The 13,822-nt window shown below is 73.2% G+C and carries 14 protein-coding genes; 8 read left to right on the top strand and 6 right to left on the bottom strand.

What is annotated here, in order from left to right; genetic code table 11:
- Window positions 1–10 precede the first annotated feature (10 nt).
- The 4 genes from QP089_RS04265 (at window position 11) to QP089_RS04250 (ending at window position 4,220) form a co-directional block, all read left to right on the top strand.
- Window positions 11–1,351: a phosphotransferase family protein gene (locus QP089_RS04265; RefSeq protein ID WP_285909928.1), complete on the top strand. Its 1,341-nt coding sequence runs from the start codon at window positions 11–13 to the stop codon at window positions 1,349–1,351.
- A gap of 68 nt (window positions 1,352–1,419) precedes the next feature.
- Window positions 1,420–2,364: a hypothetical protein gene (locus tag QP089_RS04260; protein ID WP_285909926.1), complete on the top strand. Its 945-nt coding sequence runs from the start codon at window positions 1,420–1,422 to the stop codon at window positions 2,362–2,364.
- Window positions 2,306–2,467, top strand: coding sequence for a hypothetical protein (locus tag QP089_RS04255; RefSeq protein ID WP_285909925.1), 162 nt, complete (start codon window positions 2,306–2,308; stop codon window positions 2,465–2,467). Before QP089_RS04260 ends, QP089_RS04255 begins: the two co-directional genes overlap by 59 nt.
- Window positions 2,468–2,648: 181 nt before the next feature.
- Window positions 2,649–4,220, top strand: coding sequence for a purple acid phosphatase family protein (locus QP089_RS04250; RefSeq protein WP_285909924.1), 1,572 nt, complete (start codon window positions 2,649–2,651; stop codon window positions 4,218–4,220).
- Between the two features lie 74 nt (window positions 4,221–4,294).
- On the opposite strand, the gene QP089_RS04245 is transcribed toward QP089_RS04250, so the two are convergent.
- The 3 genes from QP089_RS04245 to QP089_RS04235 all read right to left on the bottom strand — a co-directional run bounded on the left by QP089_RS04245 (window position 4,295) and on the right by QP089_RS04235 (window position 7,223).
- Window positions 4,295–4,897 (bottom strand): cysteine hydrolase family protein, encoded by a 603-nt coding sequence (locus QP089_RS04245; RefSeq protein ID WP_285909923.1) that lies wholly within the window; start codon window positions 4,895–4,897, stop codon window positions 4,295–4,297.
- A gap of 79 nt (window positions 4,898–4,976) precedes the next feature.
- Window positions 4,977–5,951: a GlxA family transcriptional regulator gene (locus QP089_RS04240; protein WP_285909922.1), complete on the bottom strand. Its 975-nt coding sequence runs from the start codon at window positions 5,949–5,951 to the stop codon at window positions 4,977–4,979.
- 78 nt (window positions 5,952–6,029) lie between these two features.
- On the bottom strand, window positions 6,030–7,223 hold the full coding sequence (locus QP089_RS04235; protein WP_285909921.1) for an MFS transporter: 1,194 nt from the start codon (window positions 7,221–7,223) through the stop codon (window positions 6,030–6,032).
- A gap of 289 nt (window positions 7,224–7,512) precedes the next feature.
- On the opposite strand from QP089_RS04235, the gene QP089_RS04230 reads away from it, so the two are divergent.
- Complete coding sequence (locus QP089_RS04230; RefSeq protein WP_285909920.1) at window positions 7,513–8,721, top strand: MBL fold metallo-hydrolase; 1,209 nt, start codon at window positions 7,513–7,515, stop codon at window positions 8,719–8,721.
- Window positions 8,722–8,796: 75 nt separating this feature from the next.
- Here the strand turns inward: QP089_RS04230 and QP089_RS04225 are convergent, their stop codons facing one another.
- Complete coding sequence (locus QP089_RS04225; RefSeq protein WP_446474001.1) at window positions 8,797–9,696, bottom strand: hydroxymethylglutaryl-CoA lyase; 900 nt, start codon at window positions 9,694–9,696, stop codon at window positions 8,797–8,799.
- 61 nt (window positions 9,697–9,757) lie between these two features.
- Here QP089_RS04225 and QP089_RS04220 point away from each other — a divergent pair, with 61 nt between their 5' ends.
- Together QP089_RS04220 and QP089_RS04215 are read left to right on the top strand one after the other, a co-directional pair.
- Window positions 9,758–10,393 carry a GntR family transcriptional regulator gene (locus QP089_RS04220; RefSeq protein ID WP_285909918.1) on the top strand — a complete coding sequence of 212 codons (636 nt, stop codon included), beginning with the start codon at window positions 9,758–9,760 and terminating at the stop codon, window positions 10,391–10,393.
- Window positions 10,390–11,580 carry a CaiB/BaiF CoA transferase family protein gene (locus tag QP089_RS04215; RefSeq protein WP_285909916.1) on the top strand — a complete coding sequence of 397 codons (1,191 nt, stop codon included), beginning with the start codon at window positions 10,390–10,392 and terminating at the stop codon, window positions 11,578–11,580. Before QP089_RS04220 ends, QP089_RS04215 begins: the two co-directional genes overlap by 4 nt.
- Window positions 11,581–11,628: 48 nt before the next feature.
- Here the strand turns inward: QP089_RS04215 and QP089_RS04210 are convergent, their stop codons facing one another.
- On the bottom strand, window positions 11,629–12,051 hold the full coding sequence (locus QP089_RS04210; protein ID WP_285909915.1) for a lamin tail domain-containing protein: 423 nt from the start codon (window positions 12,049–12,051) through the stop codon (window positions 11,629–11,631).
- Window positions 12,052–12,237: 186 nt separating this feature from the next.
- A complete protein-coding gene (locus QP089_RS04205) occupies window positions 12,238–13,167 on the bottom strand; it encodes an NADP-dependent oxidoreductase (protein WP_285909914.1) in 930 nt (309 codons plus the stop codon).
- An 83-nt stretch (window positions 13,168–13,250) separates the two neighbouring features.
- On the opposite strand from QP089_RS04205, the gene QP089_RS04200 reads away from it, so the two are divergent.
- On the top strand, window positions 13,251–13,820 hold the full coding sequence (locus QP089_RS04200; RefSeq protein WP_285909913.1) for a TetR/AcrR family transcriptional regulator: 570 nt from the start codon (window positions 13,251–13,253) through the stop codon (window positions 13,818–13,820).
- Window positions 13,821–13,822: the final 2 nt, after the last annotated feature.

Raw genomic sequence — 13,822 nt, 5'->3', positions numbered from 1 at the left:
AGGAGGCCCCGTGCACGAGGAACCCGCGGCGTCGCGGCCGGACGCGCTGGCGCGAGCGCTCGCCGCCCGGCTGGGCGCGGACGTGACGGACCTGCACCGGCTCTCCGGCGGCGCGAGCCGCGAGACCTGGTCGTTCGACGCGGACGGCCGCGCGCTCATCCTGCGCCGCGACCCGCCGGGCTCGCCCGACCCGGGCGCGATGGCGCGCGAGGCGGCGCTGCTGGCGTCCGCCGCCCGCGCCGGCGTGCCGGTCCCGGCCCTGGCCGACCACGGGGACGACCTGGCCGGCGCGCCCTTCATGCTCATGGAGCGGCTGTCCGGCGAGACGATCCCGCGCCGGCTGCTGCGCGACGAGGCGTTCGCCGCGGTCCGCCCGCGGCTGGCCCGCGACCTCGGCGGCGTCCTCGCCCGCCTGCACACGATGGCGCCCGTCCCCGGCCTGCCCGAGGACGACCCGCTCGCCGCGATCACCGCCTACTACGAGGCGTTCGGCGAGCCGCGCCCGGCCGTCGAGCTGGCGCTGCGCTGGCTGCGCGAGCACCGCCCGCCCGCGTCCGGGCGCCGCGCGGTCGTGCACGGCGACTTCCGCAACGGCAACCTGATGATCGCGCCGGACGGCGTCACCGGCGTCCTGGACTGGGAGCTCACCCACCTCGGCGACCCCGCCGAGGACCTCGGCTGGCTGTGCGTGAAGGCGTGGCGGTTCGGCTCCCCGCATCCCGCCGGCGGCTTCGGCTCCCGCGACGACCTGCTCGCCGGTTACGCCGACGCGGGCGGCACTCCGCCGTCCCGCGACGAGCTGCACTGGTGGGAGGTGTACGGCACACTCCGCTGGACGATCCTCTGCCGCCACCAGGGCGAACGCTTCCTCAGCGGCTCCGACACGTCCATCGAGTACGCCGTGCTGGGGCGGAAGGTCTGCGAGCAGGAGCACGACGTCCTGCTCGCGCTCGGCCTGACGTCACCGGTGACCGTCCCGGACCCGCTCGCCGACGCGTCGCCGCAGCACTCGCCGCCGCACGACCGTCCCGGCGCGTCCGCGCTCATCGACGCCGTCGGCGCGTTCCTGCTGGAGGCCGAGCAGCCCGACGAGCGGCTGCGCTTCCACGCCCGCGTGGCCGCGTCCGCCCTGCGCATCGCGCGCCGCGAGCTCCTGCTGGGCGAGGCCCACAAGGCCGCCCACGCCGCCCGCCTGCGCAAACTCGGCTGCGAGACCGACGCCGACCTGGCGGCCGCCATCCGCGAAGGCGCCCTCGACGACCGCCGCGAGGAGGTGGTCGAGGCGATCCGCGCCGCGATCGTCGACAAGCTCACGGTGGTCAACCCCCGCCATCTCGCCCTCCCCGCCTGACGCGCGAGGTTTTCCACATTCGGCTATCCCCTTGTGGACGGCTGATCGGCTCGTGGAGGATTTTCGGCGTGACGCCACGAGTGGTGCTCGATCCCGACATCCCCGAGGGGGCGCGCGAGGTCCTCGCGGCCAACGCGCGCCTGCTGCCGCATCCGTCGGCGCCGCCGCCCCGCCCGCGTTTCGGCGGGCGGGGCTTCTCCACGGCCGTGCTGGCCGCGTCCCAGGCGCCGATCTGGGTCTACCTGCCCGTCCTCGCCTGCTGGCAGTACGGGAAGCGGGCGAAGATCGCCGGCGTCGTCGCCGAGGCCGCGGTCATCGCCCCCATTGCCATCTGGGGCTTCTACGGGCTGGCCTTCAACCTCCTGTGGGGCGTCCCGCTCCAGCTCATCGCCTTCATCGCCGTCTTCGTCCGGTCGGGCGAACCGGAACTGCCGAAACTGATCCGCCGCCATAAGGACGGCTACGTCCGCCCCGAAGAGCTCAACGGCCCCGCGCCCGCCCTCCTCGACCGTGCGCAGGCGGCCGTCGACGCGGTGATCCGGTCCGAGGTCAACCGGGAGGGCCTTCTGGACGAGGTGCGGAACACGGTGACCCTGCCCCGGCAGCTCTGGGACATCGCGCAGACGCTCGCCGAACTGTCCCGCCTGAACGCCGACCAGGCGCAGAAGACGATGGGGCTCAGCACACCGCGCGTCGTCGAGGCGCTGCGCCCCCAGCGCAAGGCGCTGAACCTGGCGACCGAGTCCGTCATCAAGCGCGTCGAGGCGCTCGAACGCTATGCCGCGCGCACACGGTCCGCGGACGAGGCGCTGCTCGAACTGCGCGCCCTCCGGAACCTGGCCGAAGGCACCGACGCCTACCGCGACCTGCTGGCCCGCACGGTCCGCGACGACCTGGCCATCGCCGAGATCGACGACCTGGCCGAGCGGGCACGGCAGATCGAGGAGGCCCTCCATGACAGCGTCGAACAAGCCCGCAGGGCCGGGCTCTCCCTGGTACCCCGGGCGAGCTGACCCCCGCCCCGCCTACCGGATGCCGGTCGGGATCACCGTCCTCGGCGCCGCCATCCTGACGATCCAGATCCTCTTCTGGATCTTCGCCCTGGTCTCCGGGTGACGTCCCGCCCCGGCCTCGCGAGACGGCCACAACGTGCGCGGTCAGAACCTGCGCGGCCGCGACCTGCGCGCCCTCGCCCAACGGTGGTCTTTTCGCCGGAGGCCGTACGCCCCGCGTTCATGTCGCGTACGTCCGCGCGCACGCATCGTTCGCCACCCTAACGACCGTGAACACTCCTCGCATGGGCATCCCCCAGCGCCTCGCCGAGCGCATGAGCATGGCGGAGCAGCACGAATACCTGCAGTCGAAGTTCTCCCGCCGCGGCCTGCTGCGCGGCGGCGCGGTCGCGGCGGGCGGCCTCGCCGCGGGCGGGCTGCTCACCGGCACCGCCCGCGCGTCGGCCCCGGCCGCCCTCCCCCTCCTCGCCCCGTCCCCCGAGCACGTCGACGGCTCGCTGGTGGCGCCGATCGGCCGGCACCTGGCGTTCGGCGCCGACCCGCGGACCGAGATGACCGTGTCCTGGCAGGTCCCCGTCGCGGTGAAGAAGCCGTTCCTGCGCATCGGCACGCACCCGTGGAACCTGTCGCACCGCATCGCGGCGGAGGTCCGCAGCCTCTACACCCCGGCCGGGGTGGGCTCCAGCCCCGACTTCACCCAGTACTACCTGCACGTCCGGCTCACCGGGCTGCACCCCGGCACGACCTACTACTACGGCGTCGGGCACGACGGCTTCGACCCGGCCAGCTCGCACCTCGCCGGGACGGTCGGGACGTTCACCACGGCCCCGGCGCGGCCGTCGAAGTTCACCTTCACCGCGTTCGGCGACCAGGGCGTCAGCTACCACGCGCTGGCCAACGACAGCCTGATCCTGGGGCAGAACCCGGCGTTCCACCTGCACGCGGGCGACATCTGCTACGCCGACCCGTCCGGGTCGGGCCAGACGAGCGACAGCTTCGACGTCCGGGTGTGGGACCAGTTCCTCGCCCAGACCGAGACGGTCGCCAAGCAGGTGCCGTGGATGGTCGGGTACGGCAACCACGACATGGAGGCCTGGTACTCGCCCAACGGGTACGGGGGCGAGGAGGCGCGCTTCCAGCTCCCCGGGAACGGTCCAGACCCGAAGAACCTGCCGGGCGTGTACTCGTTCGTGTACGGCAACACCGCCGTCATCTCGCTGGACGCCAACGACGTCTCCTACGAGATCCCCGCCAACCAGGGCCTGTCCAAGGGGAAGCAGACGGCGTGGCTGGAGGCGCAGCTGAAGTCGCTGCGCGCCCGGCGCGGCGTCGACTTCATCGTGGTGTTCTTCCACCACTGCGCGTTCTCCACCACCAACCAGCACGCCTCCGAGGGCGGCGCCCGCGACGCGTGGGTGCCGCTATTCGAGAAGTACCAGGTCGACCTGGTGGTGAACGGGCACAACCACGTCTACGAGCGCACCGACGCCATCAAGGGCAACGCGGTCGGCAAGCAGGTGCCGATCGGCGGCACGGCCCGTCCGGAGAGCGACGGCGTCGTCTACGTGACGGCGGGCGGCGCGGGCAGGAGCCTCTACAGCTTCCCGGTGCCGGACTCCTACGAGGGCCACGAGAAGCCGCTGGACTCCGTGGCCTCCTACGTCTGGGACAAGGACCGCAACAAGGTCCCCGAGACGGTGCACTGGTCGCGGGTGCGGTTCACCGGTTACTCGTTCATCCGGGTCGACGTGGCCCCGGCGACGCGCGGGCGGACCTCGACGCTGTCGGTGCGGGCGCTGGCCGAGAACGGCACGGAGATCGACCGGTTCGCGATCGCCCGTCCATCGCGCGCCTGACGCGCCCCGGTGGCCCACCGGCCGGCGGGCGGAACCGGGGTAGGTTCCGCCCGCGGCGGCTCGGCGGGACGGGGTCAGTCGGGCAGGTCGGCGACGCGCGGGGCGACCAGGCCGAACAGGTCGCCGATCGTGGTGAGGGCGGACGCGTGCAGGGCGCCGGCCGGGATCGGCGCGCCGTCCGGGCCCGCCAGCGGCCGCGTCGCGCACGCCTCGGCGACGACGGTGGGCCGGTAGCCGAGGTTGAACGCGCCCTGGGCGGTGAACTGCACGCACATGTGGGTCATGAAGCCCGCGAGCACCAGGTCCGGCCCGGCGTCCAGGCGGCGCAGCACGTCCAGCAGGTCGGTCTCGTGGAAGGCGTTGGGGTAGCCCTTCACGACGACCGGCTCGCCGTCGCGGGGCGCGACGCGGGAGTCGATCCGCCCGATCTCGGCGCGGATGTCGTACGGGCTGCCCTCGCCGCCGTCGTTGACGACGTGGACCACCGGCGTCCCGGCGGCGCGGGCGCGGCCGAGCAGCCGGGCGCCCGCGTCCAGGGCCGGGTCGGCGCCGGGCAGCGCCATGACGCCGGTCCGGTAGGTGTTCTGGAAGTCGATCAGGACGAGGGTGCTGGTGGACAGCGCGGGCAGCGTCCCGTCCAGGCCGATCACCTGGCGCAGCGTGGTGGAAACGGTCATCTCAATCCTCCTGTGATGGTGAAAATCGGGCAGCATGCATCGCCGGCCCGACCGGGCCGGAGTTCAGGGGTTGCGCAGGTCAGGCGGCTGTGCGGAACCGCCGCCGGTAGGCCGCGGGTGTGGTGCCGAGCCGCCGTCTGAAGGCGCGGTGCAGCGTCTCGACCGAGCCGAGGCCGCACGCGCCCGCGACCCGGTCGAGCGGCTCGTCGGTGCCCTCCAGCAGCCGCCGCGCCGCCTCCACCCGCGCCGCCTCGACGAAGGCGGCCGGGGTGGTGCCGGTCTCCTTGCGGAAGACCCGGGTGAAGTGGCGTTCGCTGAGGCTCATCCGGTCGGCGAGCGCCGCCGCCGACAGGTCGGCGGCCGGGTTCGCGGTGATCCACGCCCGCAGCTCGTCGAGGTCGCGGCGCTCGGCCGGGGCCTGCCAGAGCGGGACGCTGAACTGGCTCTGCCCGCCCTGCCGCTTGAGATACATCACCAGCTGCCGGGCGACGGCGAGGGCGAGCCGCTCGCCGTGGTCCTCGGCGACGAGGGCGAGCGCGAGGTCCATGCAGGCGCTGATGCCCGCGCCCGTCCAGACGTTGCCCGACCGGACGTAGATCGGGTCGGGGTCCACGACGACGTCGGGGTGGTCGGCCGCGAGCCGGTCCGCGGTGGCCCAGTGGGTGGTGGCCGTCCGGCCCGCCAGCAGGCCCGCCGCGGCGAGCAGGTGCGCGCCGACGCACACCGAGGCGACGCGGCGGGCGTGCGGGGCGGTCGCGGCGATCCAGCCGACCAGGTCCGGGTCGATCACCGGGGCGCCGGCGCGGTCCACCGCGCCCGGCACCACCAGGGTGTCGACCCGGTCACCGACCTCGGCGAACGTCAGGTCGGTGGCGACCCGGACGCCGGCGCCGGTGCGCACCTGGCCGCCGTCCGGCCCGGCGAGCAGCACCCGGTAGGGCGTCCCGCCGGACATCTCCCGGTTCGCGAGCGCGAACACCTCCGCGGGCCCGGTGACGTCGAGCAGGTCGACGTCCGGGAACACGGCGACGACGACACGGTGCGGAGCGGACATGACCCCATTGTCACCGGTGCGGGGCCATGTCCGCCACGACGAGGTTCTGTCACATCCGGACGCCGGGGGTGGCGCCGCTCAGGCGGTGACGGGCACCTCGGCGAGCGCGCGGCGCTCGCCGGCCTCGCGGAGCCAGACCGCGGTGGCCAGCGCGGCGACGAGCGAGGCGGCAGCGCACAGCACCAGGCCGACGGAGAACCCGTGCGACAGCGCGTTGAGAGCCGCCTCGGCGGGCGCGCCCGGGATCCCGAGGACGGCGAACGGACCGCCCTTGTCGAGGCGGCGCGCGCCGAACCGCCGCATCATGCGCGGCAGGACGGGGCCGAGCAGGCACGGCACGCCCTGAAGGACGACGAAGAAGACCGCCGCGTGGACGCCCGTCTTGTGCTGGAGCGCCCCGATCCGGATGCTCAGCGCGTAGACGCTGCCGAGGAAGGAGAACATCCCGATGACGGCCGCCGCCGCGGCGGCGGAGAAGGCCGGGATCCGGAACACCGCAAGGTGCAGCATCGGCTCCGGCACCTTGCGCTCGACCAGCACGAACGCGACGAGGCCCGTGACGCCGACGACCAGCGCGACGATGGTGCGCGGCGACGTCCAGGACACCCCGGCGCCCTCCACGATCCCGTACAGCAGCGCGAACATGCCGACGGCGATGGACGCCTGCCCCGGCCAGTCCAGCGACCGTCCCTCGGGCGACTTCGACTCCCGCGCGAACACCGCTGTCACCAGCAGGCTGGCCAGCGCGAGCGGCGCGACGAGATAGAACGAGGCGTGCCAGGAGACGTTCTCGGCGAGCGCCCCGCTCACGACGACGCCGAGCATGGTGCCGAGCGACATGCTGAGCGTCCAGGTGGCGACGCCGCGCGAGCGCTCCTCGGCCGTCGACGCGCCGGCCACGGCGATGGCCAGCGAGGTCGGGATCAGCGCGCCCGCCCCGATGCCGGCCAGCGCCTGCCCGGCCCACAGCTGGTGGACGCCGTGCGCGGACCCGGACACCAGCGCGCCGGCCGCGAGCACCACGGTGCCCGCCATCAGGACGCGCTTGCGTCCCAGCAGGTCGCCGAGCACGCCGAACGACAGCTCGAGGATGGCGGTCGGCAGCAGGAACGCCGACGTCACCCAGGCGAGCGCGACGCCGTCGGCGCCGAGCGACTCCTGGATGGTCCCGTTGATGGGCGCCGGGACGACGTTGGCGATCTGCGAGACCATGATGGCCAGGCAGGCGGCGGCGAGCGTCCCGAGGGCGGAACGCCTGGAGGGTGGATTCACAGGGCGTGCTCCTTCGACGTGAGCGGTTCTCCGCTCCGCGGTGACCCTAATGTGACGGCGGTTACCCCATTTGAGAAATAGATTCGCTGGATGGTTGTCATTCAGCCGACGGATACACGGTGCCGCCACGCGACTCCGGGACGCCGGTATCCGTCCCGTCGATGACCGTCATCCGGGATACCGATCACTCGTGCCCTTTTGCCGCGACCGCGCCGTCTGCTTCCTTTGGTGACACCCCTCTGACCTGAGCGAACGCCAGGCATCGTCGAGTCGGCCGAAGGTTGTCCCCTTGTGCACCTGCGCATCCCACACCCCTGCTGAAGGCCACACCGAAGCGCCCGCGCCTTCGTCCGAGACCGAGACCGCGACCGCGACGTCCGGTCGCCGGGCGGTCCTCAGGGCCGCCGTTCTCGGCGGCGGCGCGGCGGCCCTCGCCGGCCTCGCCCCGTCCGCCGCGCAAGCCGCGCAGGCCGCGCCCGGTGGGCGCCGGCCCGGCCATCGCGGCACCGAGCTGTTCCTGCTGGGCACCGCCGCCGGGCCGCCGCCGCTCGCGGCCCGGACCGGCATCGCGTCCGCGCTGGTCGTCAACGGCCGCACCTACGTGATCGACGCCGGACGGGCGGCCGTCACCCAGTTCATGCGGGCCGGGCTGTCGATGCCGTCCCTCGCCGGGATCTTCGTGACGCACCTGCACGCCGACCACACCGTGGACCTGTTCTCGTTCCCGCTGCTCAGCGCCGGTGTCGTGGGCAAGCAGGGATTCCAGAAGCCGATCGAGGTGTACGGGCCCGGCTCGGCGGGACGGCTGCCGGCGGGTCCGCCGCCCGGGTCCCACTGGGTCGAGGCGGACGATCCCGTCCCCGGCATCGCCGAAGTGCTGCGCCTGTCGAACGCGGCGTTCGCCTACTCCACGAACGGGTTCATCGCCGAGCACATGGGCAGCGACCCGGCCGACTACGTCCGGGTCCACGAGATCCAGCCGCCCGCGTCGGCGGGGGCGAGCGCGTCCGCCACCGCGCCGCGGATGGACCCGTTCCCGGTGATGGAGAACGACGACCTCAAGGTCACCGCGATCCTCGTCCCGCACGGGCCGGTGTTCCCCGCGCTCGCCTACCGGATCGAGACCGAGGACGGCGTGATCGTCTTCTCCGGCGACACCGCCCGGACACCCAACATCCCGCGGCTGGCCGACGACGCCGACGTCCTCGTGCACGAGGCCTACCATCGGGACGCGGTGGCCGCGATCGGCTATCCCCCGGCGGTCGTCGAGCACATCGGCGCCGTCCACACCGAGGTGGGAGAGCTGGGCGCGGTCGGCGTCGAGTCGGGGGCGCGGCACATCGTGATCAGCCACATCTCGCCGGCCGACCCGTCGATCCTCTCGGACGCCGCGTGGCAGAAGGCCGCCGACCGCAGCGCCCGGAAGGCCCGCTACAGCGGCCGCATCACGCTGGGCCGCGACCTCGACCGTTTCGACGTCGCCAAACCCCGCCGATAACTCGTTGAGTTGCGGCGAGTCGTTGTTATGCGGCCCGCCATAACAACGACTCGCCGCAAGTCAACGCGAGGGGCGTCAGCCGAAGGGGCCGGCGCGGCCTAGGAGGGCGGGGGCTGGTTTGCCGAGGAGGTCGGCGAGCCAGGTGCCGGTCGCGGCGACGGCGTCCATGTCGATGCCGGTCTCGACGCCGCTGCGGTGGAGGGCGTAGAGGAGGTCCTCTGTGGCGATGTTGCCGGTGGCGGCGGGCGCGAACGGGCAGCCGCCGAAGCCGCCGGTGCTGGCGTCGAGGGTAGGCACGCCCAGGTCGACGGCCGTGAGGGCGTTGGCGTAGCCGGTGTTGCGCGTGTTGTGGAAGTGGAAGCGCAGCGGGGTGCCGGGTGCGGCCGCGCGGACGCGGGCCGTCAGGTCGCGGACCTGGGCGGGGACGCCGACGCCGATCGTGTCGGCGATCGCGATCTCGGCGGCGCCGGCGGCGTGCGCGCGGCGGGCGATCTCGGCGACGCGCTCCGGCGGCGTCTCGCCCTCGAACGGGCAGCCGAACGCGACGGCGATCGTGACGCCGGCGGGGACGTCCGCGTCGCGCGCGGCGGCGGCGATGCCGTCCCAGGCGTCGAGCATTTCGGCCATCGTCCGGCCCTGGTTGCGGACGCTGAACGTGTCGGACGCGACGAGCACGACGTTCACCTCGTCCACCCCCGCTTCGAGGGCGCGGTCGAGGCCGCGCCGGTTGAGGACGAGGCCGCTGTAGGAGACGCCGTCGCGGCGCGGGACCCCGGCCATGACCTCTTCGGCGCCCGCCATCTGCGGCACGCGCTTGGGGTTGACGAACGAGACGGCCTCGATGCGGCGGGCCCCGGCGTCCACGCAGCGGGAGATGAAGGCGATCTTGTCGTCCGGGGTGAGCGGGCGGGCTTCGTTCTGCAGCCCGTCGCGCGGCCCCACTTCCAGGACTGTTGTATGCAACCCGGCCTCCATCTTGCGAGCTTCGACCCTTCTGCGACTATATTGCATGCAATCAGCTCAGAGAGGGGGTGCGATGGCGCGGGCGACGGACGCCGCGTACGACGCGGTGCGGCGGATGATCCTCTCCGGTGAGGCGGCGGCGGGCAGCCGGCTCGGCGAGGCGGAGCTGGCCGAGACGCTGGGGCTGTCGCGCACGCCCGTCCGCGAGGCGTTGCAGCGGCTCGGGGCGGACGGCCTGGTCGAGGTGCTGCCGCACCGGGGGGCGCGGGTCGTCCGGTGGACGCGGCGGGACCTGGAGGAGATCTTCGAGCTGCGGTCGCTGCTGGAGCCGTACGCGGCGGCGCGCGCGGCCCGCCTGGCGCCGGACCGGGACGCCCTCTCCGACCTGCTGGGCCAGTGCGACGCGATGGAGCGTGCCGCGGCCGACGGCGACCTCACCCGGGTCGCGCAGCTGAACGCGCTGTTCCACGCCGCCGTCATCGAGGCGTCGCAGAACCGGCGGCTGCCGGCGATGCTGACGTCGGTCATGCACGCCCCGCTGATCATCGGGACGTTCCGCCGCTACGACGCCGGCGCGATGGCCCGCAGCATGAACCACCACCGCGAGCTGGTCGCCGCGCTGGCCGCCCGCGACCCCGACTGGGCCGAATCGGTGATGCGCGCCCACATCCGCGCCGCCGCGGCCAACCTGACGGAGGACGAACGATGACCGGTGCGCTCGGCGACCTGCGGGTCGTGGAGATGGGCCAGCTGCTGGCGGGCCCGTTCTGCGGGCAGCTGCTCGGCGACTTCGGCGCCGAGGTCGTCAAGATCGAGCCGCCGGGGTCCGGGGACCCGATGCGCGAGTGGGGGCGGGAGAAACCGCACGGCATGTCGCTGTGGTGGCCGATCCTCGCGCGCAACAAGAAGTCGGTGACGCTGAACCTGCGCACGCCGGAGGGCCAGGCGCTCGCCCGGCGGATCATCGCGCAGGCGGACGTGCTGGTGGAGAACTTCCGTCCCGGCACCCTCGAACGCTGGGGCCTGGCACCCGCCGACCTCCACCGGGAGAACCCGCGGCTGATCATCACCCGGGTCACCGGCTACGGGCAGGACGGCCCCTACGCGCCGCGCGCCGGTTTCGGTTCGATCGGCGAGGCGATGGGGGGCATCCGATACGTCACCGGCGATCCCGACAAGCCGCCGTCCCGCGCGGGGATCTCGCTCGGCGACGAGCTGGCCGGCACGTTCGCCGCGCTCGGCACCCTCGTCGCGCTGCACGCCCGGCACCGGACGGGCCGCGGCCAGATCGTCGACTCCGCCCTCTACGAGGCGGTGCTCGCGCTGATGGAGTCGCTCGTCCCGGAGTGGGAGATCGCCGGCTACCAGCGGGAACGCACCGGGTCCGTGCTGCCGAACATCGCGCCGTCCAACGTCTACCCCACGCTGGACGGCCCGGTCCTGATCGCCGCGAACCGCGACACGATCTGGCGGCGGCTCGCCGCGCTGATGGGCCGTCCGGACCTGGCCGACGACGAGCGCTACGCCACGCACGGCGCGCGCGGCGCGAACGCGGAGGAACTGGACGACCTGATCGGCGCGTGGACCTCCGGCCAGAGCTCCGCGTCGCTGCTGGAACTGCTGCACGAGAACGGCATCCCGGCCGGGCTGACGTACCGCGCCAAGGACATGCTGTCCGACCCGCACTACAAGGCCCGCGAGGCGATCATCCGGATGGCGCACCCCGACTTCGGCGACTTCCCGATGCACAACGTGTTCCCGAAGCTGTCCGAAACCCCGGGCGAGGTGCGCACGCTCGGCCCCGCCCTGGGCCAGCACAACGCCGAGGTCTACGGCGACCTCCTCGGCCTGCCCCCCGACGAGATCGCCGCCCTGAAGGCGGCCGGCACCATCTGACGGCCGGACACCGCCGCCCGGATAGAGCGTCCGGGCGGCGTGCCGTTCTCAGCAGTACTTGGACGAGCCGGCGCTGCCCCACGAGCAGGAGTCCGCCGCCGCGCCGCTCGGGTAGCGCAGGTAGGCGGTGTCACCGGTGTTGTTCCAGATGTAGGCCCTGGAGCCCCAGTACCGGTTCGTCGCGGTGTTCGTCCCCCGGCCCGTGTGCACGTAGACCGACTTGTGCCCCTTGATGGTGAACGAGCCGAACGTATATGTGTGGCCGGACTTGTCGCGCAGCGTGACCCCCTTGAGCTGCTTCGACGTCGTCGAGGTGTTGTAGAGCTGCACCCATTCGGCGTTCAGCGACGTGTTCGACCCCGTGTCCGTGCCGGGCGAGTCGAAGTAGACCCGGTAGATCTGCACCGGGCTCGCGGCCTCCGCCGGCGCCGCCGCCATCAGCCCCGCCGCCACCGCTCCGGCGATGGCCACGGCCCCCGAAACAACGATCCTCTTCACCCCGGGAACCCCTTTCGTCGATCAGCGAATGCCTATTTGTACAGGTATTCGCGGACACATGGTTGGGTGTGGCCATGTGTGGGTCCGAGGGCAACCGCGAGGCCCTCTCAGACGTCCCCCGACTCCGTGTTTTCCCTGATGAAGCCCGAAGTCGCGGCGTCAGAACGTGACGACGACCTTGCCGTGGACGTGCCGTCCGGCCTGCAGCGCCACCGCGTCGCGGACCTTCTCGATCGGGAAGGTCGCGGCGATCGGGACGGTGAGCTCGCCGGCGACGATCGCGTCGGCGATCCGCTCCAGGGCGTCCGGTCGCGCGTCGAAGCCGCCGGTGGGGCGCACGCCGCCGGGAGGGGTGGGCCCCGCGGCGATCGTGGAGATCCGCTCGGGCGGGACGCCGAGCGCGAGCGCGGTCTCGGCCGTCTCGGTGCCGAACAGGTCGGTCGCCGCGGTCACGCCATCGGGAGCAATGGCCCGTACCCGGTCGGCCAGCCCGGCGCCGTAGGCCACGGGCTCGGCGCCCAGCCGCCGCAGGAACCCGAAGGTGCCCTCCGAGGCGGTGCCGATCACGGTGGCGCCGGCGAGCTTCGCCAGCTGGACGGCGAACACGCCCACGCCGCCGGCGGCACCGCCGATCAGGACGGTGTCGCCGGACCGCAGGCCGATCGCCGCCAGAGCGGCGGCGGCGCTCAGCCCGGCCACCGGAAGCGTGCTCGCCACCTCGTCGCTGACGCCGTCCGGCGTGTGAAAGAGCATGTCGAACGCCCCTGCCGGCACCTTGACCACCAGGAACTCGGCGGCGGCCCTCCCCAGCGCGCCGCCGTGGACGCGGTCGCCGGCGGCGAAACCCGTGACGCCGGCGCCGACCTCGTCGACGACGCCCGCGAAGTCGGATCCGAAGCCGGACGGCAGGGTGATGCCGAACCGCGCCGCCGCCTCGGGCCGCGCGGCGATGCTCCAGTCCATCGGGTTCAGCCCGACGGCCGTCACGCGGACGCGGACCTCGCCCGGGCCGGCGTGCGGCTCCGGGACGTCGCGCAACTCCAGTACCTCGGGACCTCCGAACGTCTCATGGATGACGGCTCGGCTCATGGCGGACCTCCTGCAGCACAGTGATAGGACTCGGTCCCATCACTGTACCCGAGTGATGGGACCAAGTCCCGTACACTGTCCTCATGGCCCGCTGGCAGCCCAACGCGTCGCAGCGACTCGTCGCCGCCGCCCTCGACCTCTTCGCGGAGCGCGGCTACGAGAACACGACGGTGACCGACATCGCGCAGCGCGCCGGCCTGACGAAGAGCACCTTCTTCCGGCACTTCCCGGACAAGCGGGAGGTCCTCTTCGGCCGGGACACGATGACCGAGCTCCTCGCCAAGGGGATCGCCGCGGCCCCCGCGACCGCCACCCCGCTCGAAGCGGTGGCGAGCGCCCTGGACGCGGTCGGACGCGAAGCCTTCACCCCCGCCCGCCGCGAGTTCGCCGCCCGCCGGCGGGCGGTGATCGTCACCCACCCGGAACTGCAGGAACGCGAGGCGCTGAAGGGACTCGCCCTCACCGCCGCGATGGCCGGCGCGCTCCAGCGGCGCGGCGTTCCCGACCTGACCTCGCGCGTGGCCGCGGAACTCGGCGCGCTCGCCATGAAGATCGCCTTCGAGCGCTGGAGCGACACGTCCAACGACGACGACTTCGGCGAACTGGCCCACCAAACCCTCCGCGACCTCCACGAGGCCAGCGCCTCCTGCTGACA

The sequence above is a fragment of the Actinomadura opuntiae genome, assembly GCF_030283205.1.
Lineage (GTDB): Bacteria > Actinomycetota > Actinomycetes > Streptosporangiales > Streptosporangiaceae > Spirillospora.
Note: the sequence above shows the minus strand (reverse complement) of the source record. Positions and strands in the feature narration are given on the sequence as shown.

Excerpts from the sequence above, each read along its gene's own strand:
- QP089_RS04240 (WP_285909922.1), bottom strand. The coding sequence starts at position 5,951 with ATGTCCGCTCCGCACCGTGTCGTCGTCGCCGTGTTCCCGGACGTCGAC.
- QP089_RS04215 (WP_285909916.1), top strand. The coding sequence starts at position 10,390 with ATGACCGGTGCGCTCGGCGACCTGCGGGTCGTGGAGATGGGCCAGCTG.
- QP089_RS04245 (WP_285909923.1), bottom strand. The coding sequence starts at position 4,897 with ATGACCGTTTCCACCACGCTGCGCCAGGTGATCGGCCTGGACGGGACG.
- QP089_RS04220 (WP_285909918.1), top strand. The coding sequence starts at position 9,758 with ATGGCGCGGGCGACGGACGCCGCGTACGACGCGGTGCGGCGGATGATC.
- QP089_RS04250 (WP_285909924.1), top strand. The coding sequence starts at position 2,649 with ATGGGCATCCCCCAGCGCCTCGCCGAGCGCATGAGCATGGCGGAGCAG.
- QP089_RS04225 (WP_446474001.1), bottom strand. The coding sequence starts at position 9,696 with ATGGAGGCCGGGTTGCATACAACAGTCCTGGAAGTGGGGCCGCGCGAC.
- QP089_RS04200 (WP_285909913.1), top strand. The coding sequence starts at position 13,251 with ATGGCCCGCTGGCAGCCCAACGCGTCGCAGCGACTCGTCGCCGCCGCC.
- QP089_RS04205 (WP_285909914.1), bottom strand. The coding sequence starts at position 13,167 with ATGAGCCGAGCCGTCATCCATGAGACGTTCGGAGGTCCCGAGGTACTG.
- QP089_RS04255 (WP_285909925.1), top strand. The coding sequence starts at position 2,306 with ATGACAGCGTCGAACAAGCCCGCAGGGCCGGGCTCTCCCTGGTACCCC.